The following is an 18,558-nucleotide window of genomic DNA, read 5'->3' as shown; positions in this document are numbered from 1 at the left end:
CGGAATCAATGCTGTGCAATGCCGTTGCCAGACCAGATGATTTCGCCGGTCTGCACCAGCATCAGCTGCATCTGCAGGGTCGGCGCTTTCACTTCGCCGCGTGCATTGCTGTAAAGCACATACTGCGCGTTAACATTGCGTGCCAGGCCAATCGCTTTACTGCGCGAGTTCAGGCTGTCATCCGGTGACAAACCCAGCGCCTGCTTGGCCTGTGCCAGTTGATCGGCTGAAACCAGAGTGAATTTGCCGTTGTTGTTCAGCGCATTCTGGATCGCCGCTGTGGCTTTCTCGCTTTGCAGCGATCCGTTGGTGCTGTTTTTAATCCGATCCACCAGCAGCACGCTGCCTGGCTCGGCGCTGGTCGCCTGCAGCATCTGCGCCACCAGCGGCTGAACGCTGGCGTCCCAGTTGATCGTCACCAGCTTCGGTGGCTGCGGCACCGGCTGTGGCTGCGGTTGCGGCACCGGTTCAGGTTGCGGAACGGGCTGCACCGGCTCAGAAGGCTGGGTCGGTTCAACCGTGGCGGGCTGCTGCTGCTTCACGACACAGCCGGTGAGAATGAGCGCCATCAGGAGCGCTCCGGTACGATTAATACTGCGTATCACGTCGAAAATCCTTAAAGATAGAGATAGAGACGAACCTTGCTGGCAGTCAGGTTACCCAGTTGCGATGTGGCGACAATGCTCCCCTGTGCCGGAACGGTGACGGTCTGCGCCGGTTCCTGCGGGGTGATTTCCAGCCCCTTGTCGTCATACCAGTAGTAACGATAGTGCACAATGACCGGGGTTTCGCGCTGATTATAGAGCACGCTGGTGGCGCGTTTCAGTCCATCGTTCTCATCCAGCGTCGGCTCATCGGTGATGATCCCTGCCGACAGCACAGAGGACTCCATCACCAGCGATTGCGAGGTATTGATCATCGGTTTATCACTGCTACAGGCCGTCAGGCAGAGCAGGATCGGCAGGCCAGTCAGCCAGGATCGCATAGCACGTTTCCGTTGTCAGTTCAGTTTGAAAGCATCGGGCCCAGCGGTTCGCCACCCAGCAGATGCATGTGAATATGATAAACCTCCTGACCCCCATGTTGATTGCAGTTCACAATCAGCCGATAACCATTCTGATCGATGCCTTCCTGACGGGCGATTTTCGCCGCGGTGGTGAACATGCGGCCCAGCGCATGCTCATGCGCCGCTTCCGCCTCGTTAACCGTCGGGATCAGTACATTCGGCACGATCAGGATATGGGTCGGGGCTTTGGGCGAAATGTCGCGGAAGGCAGTGACCAGCTCATCCTGATAAACCACATCAGCGGGGATTTCGCGGCGGATAATTTTACTAAAAATGGTTTCTTCAGCCATGGTGCAATTCCTTTAGCATGAGTCGTAATCAAGCAGTATGAGGGAGAAATTTGTTTTCTTTCAACCTCGGTGCCACTTTTCTTGTTTTGTTAGCCTGCCTTTGCAGCAGCGCGCTATCTTCCTAGCCAGTATGCCGTTTTGCTGGTCCTGCTGACCACCGCCTCATTATAAAAATGAAACGCTGTTTCATAAATAAGAGTTTCGCCCCCCTTTTCTTCATCTGGTTGCCATTCTGGCGCCATCCCTTGCCAAATCGCGAAGGTTTACCCCTCCGGTCAGTTCTACTTTGCTAACCAGTCCGGTTGAGATGTCCGGCGTCACCAGAGTTAACCGCCATACAACCTCAAGGAGCCTCTGCTATGCGCTCACGTAAAATTGGTCCGGGCCACTATCTGGCCTATGGTTCTGGAGATTTTCTTGGAGCCGGCACGACGGCACTGACTGCCGCCTGGTTGCTCTATTTTTACACCACCTTTTGTGGATTGACCCCGATTCAGGCCACCCTGATTTTCGCCGCCGCCCGCGTTCTGGATGCAATAGTCAGTCCGCTGATGGGGTTTATCACCGATAACTTCGGCTCTACCCGACTGGGTAAACGCTTTGGCCGCCGCAAATTCTTTATCCTGCTCGGCATTCCCGCGGTGTTCAGTTACAGCCTGATGTGGGTCAGCGACATGAGTTTCTGGTGGTATCTCTCCACTTATCTGCTGTTTGACATCGTCTACACCATGATCCTGGTGCCTTATGAAACGCTGGTCCCGGAAATGACGGACGATTTCCGCCAAAAAACGCACTTCTCCGGTGCACGCATCGGGCTGGCACAGCTGTCGGCCATACTGGCAGCGTTTTTGCCTGGCCTTTTGCTGGGCTGGCTGGGGAAAGATAACCCTCTCTCCTTTTTCTACGCCAGTCTGGTCTTCTCCGTCATCTGTGCGCTGGTGCTGACACTGGTGTGGTGTTTTACCTGGGAGCGTCATCCTGATGATTTTTCCGCGGAGTCGCGCCGGGCCGGGCTGGAAAAACAGCAACTGACGCTCCGGCAGAGCCTGAAACGGCTCTATGTGGAGCTGGCTTCTACCCTGCGCATCCGCATCTTCCGCCAGCACCTGGGCATGTATCTCGGTGGCTATATCGCTCAGGATATCTTTAACGCCGTCTTTACCTGGTATGTGGTATTTGTGCTGATGCAGAGCGCCCAGGTCGCCTCAAGCCTGATGGGCACGATGGCGGTGCTGCAGTTCATCGCGGTGATGGTGATGATCCCGCTTTGCATCCGTCTTGGTCCTGCGCCCGCCTACCGTATGGTGGCTCTCCTGTTCGCTCTGGCGGCGCTCTCCTATGCCGGATTGTGGTATGCCGGCCTGAACGACAACATGTCACTGCTGCTCGCCGTCTCTGCCCTGGCTGGGCTGGGACGTGGCGGCATCAATTATGTGCCGTGGAACACCTACACCTATATCGCCGACGTGGATGAGGTGATCACCGGTCAGCGACGGGAAGGGATTTTTGCCGGCATCATGACGCTGACGCGGAAAGCATCGCAGGCGGGGGCGGTGATGCTGGTTGGCATCATTCTGCAACTCTCGGGCTTTGTCTCAGGTCAGTCGACGCAGTTACCCGGGGTCAGCCACACCATCCTGGCGATTCTGAGCATCGGCACCGTCGCCGTTCTGGCCTGCGGTTTTATGGTGTCACTGCGCTTCAGGCTGAATCTGCAGACCCATACTGTGCTGCGTCAGGAGACGCAGAAAATGCGCGAAGCGGGCCGTATCGTGCCGGAAAGTATCACCCCGGACGCGCGCAGGATCGTTGAAACGCTGGCGGGCATGCCTTATGAGAATCTGTGGGGTAACAATAATATTGGCTTCCTCAATCGCAACAAGCCCGCTCCCGGCAAACTCCCGGCCCCCTCTCTGATCTCCCCTTCTTTAAACCCGACCTTAAACAGGAATAAATCATGATGCTCTTTCCCGTTAAACAGAGTCCGCTGCTGCGCCAGCCTGAGTATCTGCTGCCACGCCGTGAACTGGTACAGCTGATTGAGAAGCTGACACAAAATCTGATTAACATCACCGATGAAACCGGCGAATTTTTGCTGCGGCTGGATGATGGCCGGGTGATTGATACCAAAGGCTGGGCAGGCTGGGAGTGGACTCACGGCATTGGTCTCTATGGGATGCTGCACTACTACCAGCAGACCGGTGATGAGCAGACGCTGTCGATTATCGATACGTGGTTTTCGCAGCGGCTGGCGGAAGGCACGCCGACCAAAAATGTCAATACGGTCTGTCCTTTTCTGACTCTGGCCTATCGCTATGAGGAGACCGGTAATCCGGTCTGGAAGCCGGTACTTGAGCGCTGGGCGGAATGGGTCATGTATGAGATGCCGCGCACCGAACAGGGTGGCCTGCAGCACATTGTCTATAACAGCGAAAACAGGCAGCAACTCTGGGACGATACGCTCATGATGAGCGTGATGGCGCTGGCCAAAATCGGGCAGCTGCTGAAGCGCGACGCGTGGATTGAGGAAGCGGTTTATCAGTTCCTGCTTCATACCCAGTATCTGATGGATCGCGGGACCGGCTTGTGGTTTCACGGCTGGAACTTTGACGGCCGCCATCACTTCGCGAATGCGCGCTGGGCCCGTGGCAACAGCTGGGTGACGATAGTGATCCCCGACTTTCTGGAGATGATGGACTGGCCTGAGCATCACGCCACCCGCCGTTTTCTGCAGCAGGTGCTGGAAAGCCAGGTCAGAGCACTCAGCGCCTGTCAGCACAGCAGTGGATTATGGCACACCCTGCTCGATGACCCGCACAGTTATCCGGAAGCCTCTGCCACGGCTGGCTTTGCCTATGGGATTCTGAAAGGCGTCCGTAAACGTTACCTGCCCGCTGAATATCGTGAGGTCGCTGAAAAAGCACTGCGCGGTGTGATTGCCAACATTGATGAAGATGGCGAGCTGAAACAGGTTTCGTTTGGCACCGCGATGAGCAGCGATCTCGATGACTACCGCAACATTCCCCTGACCTCAATGCCGTACGGCCAGGCAATGGCGCTGCTCTGTCTGACCGAGTATCTGCGGGTTTACCTCTGAGTGGTAATAAAAAAAAAGCCCCGCAGTGCGGGGCTTTCTCATCAGCGTGTCTCGTTACATGCTGCGGATGTAATCATCCATATCGGTTTTCAGGTTATCGGACTTGGTGCCGAAAATGGCCTGCACACCTGAACCGGCCACTACCACGCCGCGGGCGCCGAGGTTTTTCAGTTCTGACTGATCCACTTTCGCCACATCGGCCACGCTGACGCGCAGACGGGTGATACAGGCATCCAGGTTAGTGATGTTCTCTTTACCGCCAAACGCGGCAACCAGTTTGCCAGCCATCTCTGTACCGGTCGCAGAAGATTGCTCGCTGCTGCTGCTCTCTTCACGGCCAGGCGTTTTCAGGTTCAGCTTAACAATCAGTACGCGGAACAGGGTGTAGTACACCAGACCGTAGATGATACCGATAATCGGGAACAGCCAGATTTTGCTGCTGTTGCCGCTCAGCACGATAAAGTCGATCAGACCGTGTGAGAAGCTGGTGCCATCACGCATACCCAGCAGGATGCAGATTGGGAACGCCAGACCCGCCAGAATCGCATGGATCACATACAGAATGGGTGCCACGAACATGAATGAGAATTCAATCGGTTCGGTGATACCGGTCAGGAACGAGGTCAGCGCAGCAGAGATCATGATGCCGCCGACTTTGGCACGGTTTTCAGGTTTCGCGGAGTGCCAGATAGCAATCGCAGCAGCCGGCAGGCCGTACATTTTGAACAGGAAGCCGCCTGAGAGTTTACCGGCAGTCGGGTCACCCGCCATGTAGCGTGGGATATCGCCGTGGAACACCTGGCCTGCGGCGTTGGTGTACTCGCCAATCTGCATCTGGAAAGGCACGTTCCAGATGTGATGCAGACCAAACGGCACCAGAGCGCGTTCTACGACGCCATAGATACCAAAGGCCACAACCGGGTTCTGATAGGCCGCCCACTGCGAGAACTCCTGAATCGCGGCACCCACCGGTGGCCAGATGAAGGAGAGCAGCACGCCCAGCACAATCGCCGCCAGGCCGGAAATAATCGGCACAAAACGCTTACCGGCAAAGAAGCCCAGATACTCAGGCAGCTTGATGCGGTAAAAACGGTTAAACATATAGGCGGCGATGGAGCCGGCGATAATTCCGCCCAGCACCCCGGTGTCGGCGAGGTGTTTAGCCTCGATCTCTGCCGCCGGCAGATGCAGAACCAGCGGCGCCACGACCGCCATGGTTTTCACCATGATGCCATACGCGACCACAGCGGCCAGTGCGGAAACGCCGTCATTGTTGGTAAAGCCCAGCGCCACACCAATCGCAAAAATCAGCGGCATATTGGCGAACACCGAGCCGCCCGCTTCTGCCATCACATGCGAAACTACTGCAGGTAACCAGCTGAAATTAGCTGAACCGACCCCTAATAAAATCCCGGCAATCGGCAGAACCGATACCGGCAGCATCAGCGATTTACCGACCTTTTGAAGGTTGGCAAAAGCATTTTTGAACATAGCGTGAAGCTCCTGAGTATGAGTGCATATTTGCGCAGTGCGCGTGGTAAAGAGGGAGGATTCTTTACCGGGGTGGCGGTAACCGCCTTTTGATTTATTACGAAGGGTAAAATAATTACCGATTTTTTACTTTGACGGCTATCACGTTTCAACAATTACAGCGGCATGATTTGCGAAATTTCTGATTAATTCAGCGCTGCAACACGCAATAAAAAACTGACCCTGTTCAAAAAAACAGGGTCATTCGGGAAGATTGCAGATTAATTACAGAGACTGAAATAAACCGGCCGACTCAGGCACCCAGCTGGCTCATCGGGATATGAAACAGCGTGGAGAAGTTGCGGGTGGTCGCCTCCGCCAGCGTTTCGATATCGACACCTTTCAGCACGGCCAGATAGTCGGCAACGTCGCGCGTATAGGCGGGCTGGTTCTCTTTGCCGCGATAAGGCACCGGGGCCAGATACGGCGAGTCGGTTTCGACCAGCATCCGGTCCAGCGGTACATAGCGTGCGGCCTCACGTAACTGTTCGGCATTACGGAAGGTAACGATACCGGAGAAGGAGATGTAGAAGCCCATATCCAGCAGTTTAGCCGCGGTGGGCTGATCTTCTGTGAAGCAGTGCAGCACGCCACCACAGCGCTCAACCTGCTCTTCCCGCAGGATCGCCAGCGTATCGTCACGCGCATCGCGGGTGTGAACAATAATCGGTTTGTTCAGTGCGATACCGGTTCGGATATGTTCCCGGAACGAGCGCTGCTGCTGCTCCCGCGTCTCAGGCTGGTAGTGATAATCCAGCCCGGTTTCACCCAGCGCGACCACGCGGGGATCGGCAGCGAGCCGGCGAAACTCCTCAACATCGTACGCCTCTTCCTGATTCAGCGGATGTACGCCGCAGGAGAGCGCAATGTTTTTTCGCTCCCCTACCAGCTGCTTCAGGGTATGAAAACCCGGCAGCGTGGTGGCGATGGCCAGCATAAATTTCACATCACGCGCCGCCGCTTTGGCAAGCACGTCATCCAGGTCACGGTGGTTCTTTTCATAATCCAGGCCATCAAGATGGCAATGGGAATCGACAATAAACATAAAAACTCTCAGAGTGATTTAGCCGATCAGGGCGGGCTTCTGGTTATCTGCCCAGCTCAGGAGCTGATCGGTCAGCAATAATTCACGGTTGACTGACGCCACATGCAGTAGCTGTTCACGGCAGCGCATCCAGGTCCGGGCCGTGTTGTTGAGCGCGCTGGCTGAAAAGTGGCTGGCCAGTAAGGCCACCACATCCTGGCGATCGATGTTGCTCAGCCACTGCTCCGCATTCTGCTGCCATTTCATGGCGTCCAGCAGTAATGAAATCAGCCAGCCAATGCGTGCTGCCGCATCATCTGCATTCAGCACAGGCAGCAGTTGCAGGATGTCATGCTGTAACGCCGCAGGCAGCGCGTCGCAGAGCTTCTGTCTGGCCTGCCACGGCCCGGTGTCCAGCAGGCTCAGCGCCGCACCGGGCGCGCCCGCGCTCAGGCGTAACGCCGCCAGCAGCATCGCTTCATCCTGTGAGGCGTGCTTCTTCAGCCAGAGCAGGCTCTGCCCTTCATCCGGTGGCGTCAGGTGCAGCGTCATGCAGCGACTGCGCAGCGTTGCCAGCAGCCGTGACGGATCGCGGCTGCTGAGGAAGAACCAGCTGTTAGCGGGGGGTTCTTCCAGCGTTTTCAACAGGGCGTTGGCCGCCGCTTCCGAAAGCTGTGCCGCATCCGGCAGCCAGACGACTTTTGCCCCCCCCTGCTGACCAAAGTGGTACATTTTTTCTGTCACCTGCCGCACTGCATCAATGCCCAGCGTGGATTTACCTTTCTCCGCCTCAAGCCGGTACCAGTCCGGGTGCGTATTGGCCTGCATCAGCTGGCAACCGTGGCACTGGCCGCAACTTTTCAGGCCATCCGGCTGCTGACACATCAGCCAGCGGCTCATTCCCCAGACCAGCGCCTCATCGCCCATGCCCGTCATCGCATGGATCATCAGCGCATGGTGAGCGCGATTCTCCTGATGCTGGCTGATGATCTGGCGGTAAGGCTGGTTCAGCCACGGATACCAGTTCATCACGCCTGCTCCGCCAGCCACGTATCCAGCGCTGCCTGAAGTGACGCTGTCACATCAGGCAGCGCCTGCGTGGCATCAATCGTGAGGATGGCCGGATCCGCGGCTGCCAGCGCCAGGTAGCGCGCACGGGTGCGTTCGAAGAAGCGCAGCGACTCCTGCTCAATGCGGTCCAGTTCGCCGCGTGCCCGGGCGCGCTGCAGACCGATCTCAGGTGTCACATCCAGATAGAGCGTCAGATCCGGACGGAAGTCGCCGAGTACCGCACTGCGCAGCGTCTGCATCAGATCGCTGTCGAGTCCCCGTCCGCCCCCCTGATAAGCCTGAGAGGAGAGATCGTGACGATCGCCGATCACCCAGGCCCCGCGCGCCAGCGCCGGTTTGATCACGGTTTCCACCAGCTGAACCCGAGCAGCGTAGAGCATCAGCAGTTCCGCTTTATCGGTAACCTGTTCACCCTCAATCCCCTGCTTGACCAGCACCCGCAGCTGTTCCGCCAGCGGCGTTCCGCCCGGCTCCCGGGTAAAGACCAGCTCGGTGATGCCCCGGGCGCGCAGCGTGGCGACGATAGCGTCGCGAGCGGTGGTTTTTCCGGCGCCTTCCAGGCCTTCAATGACGATAAACTTACTGTCCATTTTTTTCCTTAAGCGTCTGCCGGTAGACCTGCACCGCCTTATTATGGCTGGCAAGATTCGTGGTAAAGGTATGCCCGCCCTTGCCATCCGCCACAAAGTAGAGATAGTTGGTTTTTTCCGGATGGGCCGCTGCCTGCAGCGAGGCTTTACCCGGTATGGCGATCGGGCCAGGCGGCAGGCCATTAATCATATAGGTATTGTAACTGCTGGCCGTCTCCAGATCTTTGCGGGTCAGCGTTCCGGTGTAGCTGTCGCCCATGCCATAGATCACGGTGGGATCGGTCTGGAGGCGCATCCCGGTGCGCAGACGATTGATAAAGACCGACGCAACCCGCGCACGCTCGGCGCTGACGGCGGTCTCTTTTTCAATAATAGAGGCCATCGTGACCAGATCCTGCGGCGTTTTATAGGGCAGATTGTCTGCCCGGCCCTGCCACACTTCCTCAATGGTTTTTTTCATGCGTTCATGTGCACGCTGCAGCAGCGAAACATCGGTGGTGTTCGCCGTGTAGAGCCAGGTATCGGGGAAAAAGTTGCCCTCCAGCTGATCCGCTGGCACGTTAAGCGCGCTGGCAACGGTAGCGAACTGATCGTCTTTCAGGGTATGCCGGATATAGGGTGCCTTGCGCAGTTCACTCAGCCACTCTTTCAGTCGCTGACCTTCCACGAACCGCAACGGGAACTGGGCTTCTTTACCGCTGGCCAGCAGCTGTAACAGCGAACGCACCGTCATGGTCGGCTCAAGGCGATAGGTTCCCGCCTTAAACGTCGCCAGTTCCGGCTCCAGCTTCAGCAGCGCACCGAACCAGATGCTCTCAGGTATGATCTTCTGCTCTTCCAGCTGCGCTTCAAGCGCCACCCGTCCCGTACCGGCAGGCAGCGTGTAGATCGTTTCCTGATGCAGTGTTAAAGGGGTGGCCGCAAACTGCTTAACCTGCCAGTAACTGACAACCGCGGCGAGACCCACTATCGCCAGCAGAGCGGCGAGAATTTTTTTGCTTCGACTCATGATGCATCCATTATCTTTTCACAGCTTGCGAGCAACTGATTAAACAGCGAGCGTTCAGTAAAGTGCGACGCTTCTATCTGTCGGACCGGCAGAACCGGCATCAGCGCATTACATATCACCACTTCATCGGCGTCCAGCAACTGCGCCAGTTCGCTTTTTATGACCTGGCAAGCCTGACCTGCCGCCGCGAGTTGTGCCATCAGACTCCGCCGCATAATGCCATCCACGCCCGATTCTGACAGATCGGGGGTGTAAATCTGCGTGCCGTGACGCCAGAATAAATTGGCCGCACAGCATTCCACCACCCAACCTTCAGTGTCAAGCACCAGCGCCTCGTCGGCGTCTGTCTGGTCAAGATGAGCCCTGATCAGCACCTGCTCCAGGCGATTAAGATGTTTGATACCGGCAAACAGAGGATTACGCGCCAGACGAACCGGACTGAGGCTGAGAGACACACCGCGCTCTTGCAACGTGGCGTAATGGTGCGGCCAGGGCGCGAGCGAAATAATCCGTGTGGGTTCGGCGCAGCCCTGCCGGCTGTATCCGCGTCCGCCGCTACCGGCGCTGATAATCACTTTCAGAACGGCCTGCTCCTGCCCCTGCGCGGCCTGTTTCATCTCAGCCTCGAGCTGAAGCCAGTCAATGCCGCCGATCCATAACCGTTCGCAGCCCTGCCTGAGCCGCTGAAGGTGGTTCTCCAGCAGCAGAATGTTACCCTGACGCACAGCCGCGGTGGTAAAGCAGCCGTCGCCAAACTGCAGGCCACGGTCGCTGGCTGCCAGCGTTGATTGTTTGATACCGTTAATCCACATCGTTCTCTCCCGGGGATGACGTGTGATTTCAGCGCATTCTGCAGGATAAAAAAAGGCCCGCATCGCGGGCCTTTTTACGCATCAACACCGATTACACTTTACGGAAAATCAACGAACCGTTGGTTCCGCCAAAGCCAAAGGAGTTACACAGCGTGTATTCCAGGCCGGTAACCTGACGTGCGGTATGAGGCACGAAGTCGAGATCGCAGCCTTCATCCGGATTGTCGAGGTTGATGGTCGGTGGAATCGCCTGGTCGCGCAGCGCCAGAATCGAGTAGATCGCCTCCACCGCGCCTGCCGCACCCAGCAGGTGACCGGTCATCGACTTAGTCGAGCTGACCATCACGCTCTGTGCCGCCGCACCAAACACGGATTTCACTGCCTGCGCTTCCGCTTTGTCACCGGCCGGCGTTGACGTGCCGTGCGCGTTAACGTAGCCGATCTGCGCCGGATCCAGCTGAGCGTCACGCAGCGCGTTGACCATCGCTGCCGCCGCACCAGAACCGTTTTCCGGTGGTGATGTCATGTGGTAAGCGTCGCTGCTCATGCCGAAACCGACGATTTCTGCATAGATTTTCGCGCCGCGTTTTTTCGCGTGTTCGTACTCTTCCAGCACCACGATACCGGCACCGTCGCCCAGCACAAAACCATCCCGATCTTTATCCCACGGACGGCTTGCCGCCTGCGGGTTGTCGTTACGGGTTGAGAGCGCACGTGCAGCACCAAAACCGCCCACGCCCAATGGCGTACTGGCTTTCTCTGTGCCACCTGCCAGCATCACGTCAGCATCGTTATAGGCGATGATACGTGCAGCATGACCGATGTTATGGACGCCAGAAGTACAGGCTGTCGCAATAGAGATGCTCGGACCTTTCAGGCCATACATGATGGTGAGATGACCCGCCACCATGTTAACGATGGTTGAAGGCACAAAGAATGGACTGATTTTGCGCGGGCCGCCGTTGACCAGGGAAGTATGATTCTCTTCAATCAGACCCAGGCCACCGATGCCGGAGCCAATCGCTGCGCCCATACGGCCTGCATTTTCCTCGGTCACAACCAGACCGCTGTCCTGCATGGCCTGAATACCAGCCACGATGCCGTATTGGATGAATTCGTCCATCTTGCGCTGATCTTTGCGCGAGATGAAATCATCACAATTAAAATCTCTTACCAGACCTGCAAAACGCGTTGCATAAGCACTGGTATCAAAATGGTCGATCAGGGTAATGCCGCTCTGACCGGCAAGGAGAGCACTCCAGGTAGACTCTACGGTATTGCCGACAGGAGACAACATGCCAAGACCAGTCACAACTACACGACGCTTAGACACGTTCGTCCTCCAGGGAGGGGAAATAGGAACTATGTGGGACAAACAAAAAAATCAGGCGGTCGAGCGACCGCCTGAAGATATTCATTAGCCTTTATGGCTATTGATGTAGTCGATCGCTGCCTGAACGGTAGTGATTTTCTCAGCTTCTTCGTCTGGAATCTCAGTATCAAACTCTTCTTCCAGAGCCATCACCAGCTCAACGGTATCAAGAGAATCGGCACCCAGGTCTTCTACGAAAGATGCAGAGTTGGTGACTTCTTCCTCTTTCACACCCAGCTGCTCACTGATGATTTTCTTAACGCGTTGTTCGATATCGCTCATACTATTTAATTTCCTATCAAAACTCGCTTTCGCGATGGTTTTCGTAGTGTATAAAATGGTGAAAAAGATGCAACAAAATCCCGGCTGGTCTAACCACGATTTTGCGTTATTTTGCGGTTTTAACCGCAAATAATGCAAATGATTTCGTGATTTATCAGACCATGTACATTCCGCCATTGACGTGCAGCGTTTCACCTGTGATGTAGGCTGCTTCGTCAGAGGCTAAAAATGCCACAGCATTGGCGATTTCCTGCGCTTCGCCTAAGCGACCCGCTGGCACTTCCGCCAAAATACCGGAACGTTGATCTTCGTTCAGTGCCCGCGTCATGTCAGTCTCAATAAAGCCTGGAGCCACGACGTTGACGGTAATGCCACGTGACGCGATTTCGCGCGCCAGTGATTTGCTAAAGCCAATCAAACCCGCTTTTGCTGCTGCGTAGTTTGCCTGGCCCGCGTTACCCATGGTGCCGACAACGGAACCAATGGTGATGATACGGCCCACGCGCTTTTTCATCATGGCACGCAGAACCGCCTTAGAAAGGCGGAATACCGATGTGAGGTTAGTATCCAGGATATCCTGCCACTCATCGTCCTTCATGCGCATGAGAAGATTGTCACGCGTAATGCCTGCATTATTGACTAAAATATCCACTTCGCCAAATTCAGCGCGAATATTCTCTAAAACGCTGTTAATGGAGTCAGCGTCAGTCACATTCAGTAACAGGCCCTTGCCCTTGTCGCCAAGGTAAGCACTGATGGCGTCGGCGCCACTCTGGCTGGTTGCAGTTCCGACGACTCTGGCACCGCGTGCCACCAGGGTTTCTGCAATCGCACGACCAATGCCGCGACTCGCGCCGGTAACCAGCGCAACTTTACCTTCAAAGCTCATGATTTTCCTCTTATTCCTTTCCGAGTGCAGCGTTCAGTGAAGCCGTATCGTTCACGGCAGCAGCGGTCAGGGTATCGACAATGCGTTTGGTCAGACCGGTCAGGACTTTGCCCGGACCCATCTCCAGCAGGTGTGTCACGCCCTGTGCTGCCATCGCTTCCACGCTCTCGGTCCAGCGAACCGGGCTGTAAAGCTGACGAACCAGCGCATGGCGGATAGCCGACGCATCGGATTCTGCTTTGACATCGACATTATTAATGACCGGCACCGCTGGCGTATTAAACGTTATGCCTTCAAGCGCCACCGCCAGTTTGTCGGCAGCAGGCTTCATCAGTGCGCAGTGGGAAGGCACGCTGACCGGCAGCGGTAAGGCACGCTTGGCACCCGCTGCTTTACAGGCAGCGCCTGCACGTTCAACGGCTTCTTTGTTACCCGCAATGACCACCTGGCCTGGCGAGTTGAAGTTTACCGGCGAAACAACCTGGCCCTGAGCACTCTCTTCACAGGCCTGACGGATAGCGGCGTCATCCAGGCCAATAATCGCCTGCATTGCGCCCGTGCCTTCCGGCACCGCTTCCTGCATCAGTTTGCCGCGCAGCTCAACCAGTTTCACCGCGTCAGCGAAGTTGAGCACGCCTGCACACACCAGTGCCGAGTACTCGCCCAGGCTGTGACCAGCCATCAGAACGGGCTGTTCGCCGCCCTGCGCCTGCCAGACACGATAGATAGCCACGGAGGCGGCCAGCAGGGCTGGCTGAGTCTGCCAGGTTTTATTCAGCTCTTCAGCCGGACCCTGACTGACTAACTGCCACAGATCGTATCCCAGCGCGTCAGAAGCCTCACGGAAGGTCTCTTCAACCTGCGGATAAGTGGCTGCTAATTCAGCCAGCATGCCCACGGTCTGTGAACCCTGACCGGGAAAAACAAATGCAATTTGCGTCATCTTTCGTTCCTGTCAATCAAAAGCGAACCAGCGCAGAACCCCAGGTGAATCCACCACCAAAGGCTTCCAGCAGAATAAGGTGTCCGGGTTTGATGCGGCCATCACGAACCGCTTCGTCCAGTGCGCTTGGCACCGAGGCGGCAGAGGTGTTGCCGTGGCGATCCAGTGTGACGACCACTTTATCCATGGTCATGCCGAGTTTTTTCGCGGTGGCGCTGATGATGCGCAGGTTAGCCTGATGCGGCACCAGCCAGTCCAGCATTTCACGATCGAGATTATTGGCCTGCAGCGTTTCGTCAACGATGTGGGCCAGCTCGGTTACGGCGACTTTAAAGACTTCGTTGCCCGCCATGGTGACATAGGCAGGCTGATCCTGATGCGCGCGATCCTGATAAGGCAGGGTCAGCAGCTGCGAATAGCGACCGTCGGCGTGCAGATGGGTAGAGATGATCCCCTGCTCTTCGCTCTGGCCCAGCACAACCGCACCCGCGCCATCACCGAACAGGATGATGGTGCCGCGATCTTCCGGATCCAGCGCACGCGCCAGCACATCAGCACCAATCACCAGCGCATGTTTTACGGCGCCATTTTTGATGTATTGATCGGCCACGCTCAGTGCATAGGTGAAACCGGCGCAGGCGGCCGCAAGGTCAAACGCCGCGCAGTCTTTGATCTCCAGCATTTGCTGGATCATGCAGGCGGAGCTCGGGAAGGCATGGCTGGAAGAGGTTGTGGCGACAATGATCAGCCCAACGTCGTTCGCCTCAATGCCGGCCATTTCCAGCGCGCGCTGAGCGGCGCTGAATCCCATGGTGGCGACGGTTTCGTCAGGTGCAGCAATGCGACGCTCACGGATGCCGGTACGGGTAACAATCCACTCGTCCGACGTCTCCACCATTTTTTCCAGATCGGCATTGGTGCGAACCTGGCTGGGCAGATAACTGCCCGTACCGATAATTTTGGTATACATCTAGGCTTTGTCACTCCTGGCTAATACAGCATCAAGGCGCGCAGCAATTCGTTCGGGAATTTGCTGCCTCACCGCCTGCTCTGCCTGTTCTATCGCCACGGCGAAGGCGTGTTGATTTGCTGCGCCGTGACTCTTGATCACTGTTCCGCGCAATCCTAACAGACAAGCGCCATTGTACTGGTCGGGGTTGAGATGCCCGAAGCGCTTTGCCAGACGTTTCTGAACCCAGCGCCCCAGCAACTGAAGCCACCATGACCGTTTTTTGCCTTCCCCTGAGGACTTCAGCAGAGAAAGAAACATTCTTACCACGCCTTCCATCGTCTTCAGCGTGACGTTCCCGACAAAACCGTCACAGACCATGACATCGGTTTTACCGGTCAGCAGCTCGTTACCTTCGAGGTAACCAATATAGTTGATGTGCGGTGATTCTCGCAGCATAACCGCGGCGTCACGGATCGTTTCCAGCCCTTTGGTCTCTTCATGACCGATGTTGAGCAATGCAACACGGGGCTGTGAAATCCCCAGTACATACTCGGCCATCACGGAACCCATCACGGCAAACTGCACCAGCATCGCACTGTCTGAGTCCACATTCGCGCCCAGATCGAGTACCACCGTTTTACCCTGCTGCTGATGCGGCAAAACGGACATCAGCGCCGGACGCTTAATGCCATCCAGCGGTTTTAATAAGAGTGTCGACAGCCCCATCAAAGCCCCGGTATTACCGGCGCTGATACAGGCCTGGGCACGTCCCTCTTTCACCATCTCCAGCGCCACACGCATTGAGCTGCCGCGACTGTTCCGGATGGCCTGAGCGGGCCGCGCATCACTTGCAATAACCGATTCGGCAGGGATAACCTGCAAACGCCCCATCAGGGAGGAATCCGCTTTGGCAAGCAATGGCATGAGAGTGTCGGGATGTCCGACCAGAAGAAGGAATAGTTCCGAATGAGAGGCCAGTGCCTGCAATGCTGCAGGCACTGTCACGCAGGGACCGAAGTCCCCGCCCATGGCATCAATCGCCAGGGTCAAACGTGTCAAGGTATCGCCTTGCTAAGCAAGAAACTTACTTAACGATAACCTTGCGACCGCGGTAGTAACCGTCCGCAGTGATGTGGTGACGCAGATGAGTTTCGCCAGAAACTTTATCTACTGACAGAGCAGCAGTGGTCAGCGCATCGTGCGAACGACGCATACCACGCTTAGAACGGGTGGGTTTATTCTGTTGTACGGCCATGGACCTTACTCCTATTACTTACGCTTTAAACTGGCTAATACGGCAAATGGATTTGGTTTCTCCGCCTCTGCAGGCAGTTTACCAAAGACCATGTCCGCCTCGGACACTTCACAGTGTTCAGAATCGTGCACCGGAACGACCGGCAGCGCGAGGATCAGTTCATCCTCAACAACCGCCAGCAGATCGATCTCACCAAATTCGTTGACATCGACCGGCTCGTACGCTTCCGGCAATGCTTCGGCCTGCTCTTCAGAAGAGACGGGACTGAAACAAAAACTGACTTTTACGTGATGGGGAAAGGTCTGGTTGCAGCGCTGACAACGCAACGTCACCTGAACTTCAGCAGTACCCGTCAGTACCGCCAGACGTTGGCTATCAACCGCGAACGACATGGCACAATCCACATCACTGTCCACACTAACGACCGACTCGGCCACACGCTCCACCTGTGCAGATGTGTAGACACCCTGATAATCAAGGCGCTTCTGAGCGGTGCGGACAGGGTCCAGCGTTAGGGGTAATTTTACCTTTTGCATAGGGCGCGCATATTAACTTTGTAATGTCATAGAGTCAAAGAAAAAGGCCGTTAAACAGCATCTTTCAACCACTATTCGCATCCAGTGCGGCGCACAGTTTAAAATGACTGTCACCAATTCGCTATTACTATTGAAAAAAAATGACGCCATCGATTCTTTTAGCTTCGACCTCCCCCTTCCGACAGGCGCTGCTGCGCAAGCTGGGGCTGCCTTTTATTACGGCTGCGCCAGAAGTAGATGAGTCGCCGCTGCCGGATGAATCGGCGCAGGCGCTGGTGATGCGACTTGCCAAAGCCAAAGCGCAGGCACTGGCAGAAACCTACCCCAGTCACTGGATTATCGGCTCCGACCAGGTCTGTGTACTGGATGGCGTGATTACCGGGAAGCCTCACACTGCAGAGAAGGCGCGGGCGCAGCTGCGTGCCGCCAGCGGCAAAGCGATCACGTTTTATACCGGTCTGGCACTCTGCCACCCCGCCAGTGGCACACTGCTGCAGGAGTGTGAACCTTTTGTGGTGCATTTCCGCACCTTAACCGAGGCAGAAATTACCGGCTATGTTGAGAAAGAGCAGCCGCTTCAGTGTGCGGGCAGCTTTAAAAGTGAGGGGCTGGGAATTTGTCTGTTTGATCGACTGGAGGGGCGCGACCCCAACACGCTGGTCGGCCTGCCGCTGATTGCGCTCAATGCAATGCTGCAGCAGGCCGGCATCAATCCTTTAACCGCGTGATGCCGGAGCACTCACCCTTTGCGCTGACGTAACCTGAGCAGACACTGCTTCAGGCCTTCGTCCAGCGGCGCTTCAACCCGCATCACGTCGCCCGTGCCAGGATGGGTAAAGGTCAGGGCCGCCGCGTGCAGGAAGAGGCGATTTAAGCCGGTTGCCGCCAGCTGACTGTCAAAGTCACGTTCGCCATAGCGATCGTCAAACGCGATAGGATGACCGGCGTGCAGCGTATGCACACGAATCTGATGCGTGCGACCGGTTACCGGGCTGGCCTTCACCAGCGTGGCAAACTCAAACCGCTCTTCGACTTTAAAGCGGGTTTCAGAGGGTTTGCCTTCGCTGCTGACGCGCACCACGCGTTCGCCGCTCTGCAGGATGTTTTTCAGCAGCGGAGCCTGAACCACTTTCAGGTGTGACGGCCAGTTGCCGCGCACCAGCGCCAGATAATCCTTCTGCATCCCCTTTTCGCGCAGTTGCTCATGCAGAGAGCGCAGCGCCGAGCGCTTTTTCGCCACCAGCAGAATACCGGAGGTGTCACGGTCCAGGCGATGTACCAGTTCCAGGAAGCGTGCTTCGGGACGCAGTGCGCGCAGGCCTTCGATGACGCCGAAGGTCAACCCGCTGCCTCCGTGAACGGCGGTGCCGGAAGGCTTGTTCATCACCAGCAGCGCCTCATCTTCATACAGAATGGCGTCAGCCAGTGAGGCCACTTTTGCCAGCTTCGGTGACACGGCCTCGTCATCGCGTTCGGCGACCCGCACCGGTGGAATGCGAACCTCATCGCCCTCCTCCAGCTTATACTCGGGCTTGACGCGCTTTTTATTCACCCGCACCTCGCCTTTGCGAACGATGCGATAAACCATGCTTTTTGGCACACCCTTGAGCTGGGTGCGCAAAAAGTTATCAATGCGTTGTCCGGCATTTTCAGCCGTGATGGCGACAAATTGTACGCCCGGATTCTCTGTTTTCATGGCGGCGATTCTAAATAGTGTCCCCTGATAGCGCCACCCCTTTTTCTGTGCTTAACTCTGGGGTTGATGTGGCGGCAGGTCGCCTCCCTGCTGGCTTTTTCAGCAAACCGCTGCTTTGTCCGACACATTAATAAGTTAAATGTA

21 protein-coding genes are annotated in these 18,558 nt (G+C 56.3%); 3 read left to right on the top strand and 18 right to left on the bottom strand.

The genetic code is table 11. From position 1 onward, the window contains the following. Positions 1-5: 5 nt before the first annotated feature. Genes lpoB through hinT form a run of 3 tightly spaced genes read right to left on the bottom strand, consistent with a single transcriptional unit; the run spans position 6 to position 1,356 of the window. Positions 6-605 carry a penicillin-binding protein activator LpoB gene (gene lpoB, locus AC1V0D_RS03670; protein ID WP_482906974.1) on the bottom strand — a complete coding sequence of 200 codons (600 nt, stop codon included), beginning with the start codon at positions 603-605 and terminating at the stop codon, positions 6-8. An 11-nt stretch (positions 606-616) separates the two neighbouring features. Then, complete coding sequence (locus AC1V0D_RS03665; protein ID WP_009090849.1) at positions 617-985, bottom strand: YcfL family putative periplasmic lipoprotein; 369 nt, start codon at positions 983-985, stop codon at positions 617-619. 20 nt (positions 986-1,005) lie between these two features. After that, the gene (gene hinT, locus AC1V0D_RS03660) at positions 1,006-1,356 is read right to left on the bottom strand and encodes a purine nucleoside phosphoramidase (RefSeq protein ID WP_009090851.1); all 351 of its coding nucleotides are present in this window, start codon (positions 1,354-1,356) and stop codon (positions 1,006-1,008) included. A 359-nt stretch (positions 1,357-1,715) separates the two neighbouring features. Between hinT and AC1V0D_RS03655 the strand changes: the two genes are divergently transcribed. Then, on the top strand, positions 1,716-3,317 hold the full coding sequence (locus AC1V0D_RS03655) for an MFS transporter (RefSeq protein WP_167428386.1): 1,602 nt from the start codon (positions 1,716-1,718) through the stop codon (positions 3,315-3,317). Beyond that, a complete protein-coding gene (gene bglB / locus AC1V0D_RS03650) occupies positions 3,314-4,453 on the top strand; it encodes a beta-galactosidase BglB (protein ID WP_312829749.1) in 1,140 nt (379 codons plus the stop codon). The genes AC1V0D_RS03655 and bglB overlap by 4 nt, the downstream gene beginning before the upstream one ends. A 54-nt stretch (positions 4,454-4,507) precedes the next feature. On the opposite strand, the gene ptsG is transcribed toward bglB, so the two are convergent. From ptsG to yceD, 14 genes are all read right to left on the bottom strand, one after another. Next, positions 4,508-5,944: a PTS glucose transporter subunit IIBC gene (ptsG, locus tag AC1V0D_RS03645; protein WP_009090856.1), complete on the bottom strand. Its 1,437-nt coding sequence runs from the start codon at positions 5,942-5,944 to the stop codon at positions 4,508-4,510. A gap of 292 nt (positions 5,945-6,236) precedes the next feature. Beyond that, positions 6,237-7,028, bottom strand: a complete 792-nt coding sequence (locus tag AC1V0D_RS03640; RefSeq protein ID WP_111207925.1) for a metal-dependent hydrolase — start codon at positions 7,026-7,028, stop codon at positions 6,237-6,239. Positions 7,029-7,046: 18 nt separating this feature from the next. Next, the gene (gene holB / locus AC1V0D_RS03635) at positions 7,047-8,036 is read right to left on the bottom strand and encodes a DNA polymerase III subunit delta' (RefSeq protein WP_111207926.1); all 990 of its coding nucleotides are present in this window, start codon (positions 8,034-8,036) and stop codon (positions 7,047-7,049) included. Beyond that, positions 8,036-8,668, bottom strand: a complete 633-nt coding sequence (gene tmk / locus AC1V0D_RS03630; protein WP_482906973.1) for a dTMP kinase — start codon at positions 8,666-8,668, stop codon at positions 8,036-8,038. Before tmk ends, holB begins: the two co-directional genes overlap by 1 nt. Continuing rightward, on the bottom strand, positions 8,658-9,677 hold the full coding sequence (mltG, locus tag AC1V0D_RS03625) for an endolytic transglycosylase MltG (RefSeq protein ID WP_046101601.1): 1,020 nt from the start codon (positions 9,675-9,677) through the stop codon (positions 8,658-8,660). Before mltG ends, tmk begins: the two co-directional genes overlap by 11 nt. After that, positions 9,674-10,489, bottom strand: coding sequence for an aminodeoxychorismate lyase (pabC, locus tag AC1V0D_RS03620; protein ID WP_312828937.1), 816 nt, complete (start codon positions 10,487-10,489; stop codon positions 9,674-9,676). Before pabC ends, mltG begins: the two co-directional genes overlap by 4 nt. A 91-nt stretch (positions 10,490-10,580) precedes the next feature. Further along, entirely contained in the window at positions 10,581-11,822 is a 1,242-nt protein-coding gene (fabF, locus tag AC1V0D_RS03615; RefSeq protein ID WP_009090861.1) for a beta-ketoacyl-ACP synthase II, read from the bottom strand. Positions 11,823-11,906: 84 nt separating this feature from the next. Next, positions 11,907-12,143, bottom strand: a complete 237-nt coding sequence (acpP, locus tag AC1V0D_RS03610; protein WP_003849865.1) for an acyl carrier protein — start codon at positions 12,141-12,143, stop codon at positions 11,907-11,909. Positions 12,144-12,297: 154 nt separating this feature from the next. Further along, the gene (gene fabG, locus AC1V0D_RS03605; RefSeq protein WP_009090862.1) at positions 12,298-13,032 is read right to left on the bottom strand and encodes a 3-oxoacyl-ACP reductase FabG; all 735 of its coding nucleotides are present in this window, start codon (positions 13,030-13,032) and stop codon (positions 12,298-12,300) included. Between the two features lie 10 nt (positions 13,033-13,042). Then, complete coding sequence (gene fabD / locus AC1V0D_RS03600; protein ID WP_009090863.1) at positions 13,043-13,975, bottom strand: ACP S-malonyltransferase; 933 nt, start codon at positions 13,973-13,975, stop codon at positions 13,043-13,045. Between the two features lie 16 nt (positions 13,976-13,991). Next, positions 13,992-14,945, bottom strand: a complete 954-nt coding sequence (locus tag AC1V0D_RS03595; protein ID WP_009090864.1) for a beta-ketoacyl-ACP synthase III — start codon at positions 14,943-14,945, stop codon at positions 13,992-13,994. After that, positions 14,946-15,986: a phosphate acyltransferase PlsX gene (gene plsX, locus AC1V0D_RS03590; protein WP_009090865.1), complete on the bottom strand. Its 1,041-nt coding sequence runs from the start codon at positions 15,984-15,986 to the stop codon at positions 14,946-14,948. It lies immediately after the preceding gene. A 25-nt stretch (positions 15,987-16,011) separates the two neighbouring features. After that, positions 16,012-16,182, bottom strand: coding sequence for a 50S ribosomal protein L32 (gene rpmF, locus AC1V0D_RS03585; RefSeq protein WP_003849870.1), 171 nt, complete (start codon positions 16,180-16,182; stop codon positions 16,012-16,014). A 14-nt stretch (positions 16,183-16,196) separates the two neighbouring features. Continuing rightward, a complete protein-coding gene (yceD, locus tag AC1V0D_RS03580; RefSeq protein ID WP_009090867.1) occupies positions 16,197-16,718 on the bottom strand; it encodes a 23S rRNA accumulation protein YceD in 522 nt (173 codons plus the stop codon). Positions 16,719-16,858: 140 nt separating this feature from the next. Between yceD and AC1V0D_RS03575 the strand changes: the two genes are divergently transcribed. Then, a complete protein-coding gene (locus AC1V0D_RS03575; protein ID WP_482906972.1) occupies positions 16,859-17,446 on the top strand; it encodes a Maf family protein in 588 nt (195 codons plus the stop codon). Between the two features lie 11 nt (positions 17,447-17,457). On the opposite strand, the gene rluC is transcribed toward AC1V0D_RS03575, so the two are convergent. Beyond that, positions 17,458-18,414 (bottom strand): 23S rRNA pseudouridine(955/2504/2580) synthase RluC, encoded by a 957-nt coding sequence (gene rluC, locus AC1V0D_RS03570; RefSeq protein ID WP_009090870.1) that lies wholly within the window; start codon positions 18,412-18,414, stop codon positions 17,458-17,460. Between the last annotated feature and the right edge of the window lie 144 nt (positions 18,415-18,558).

The organism is Pantoea sp. PA1 (assembly GCF_056856975.1).
This window is presented reverse-complemented; position numbering and strand designations above follow the sequence as displayed.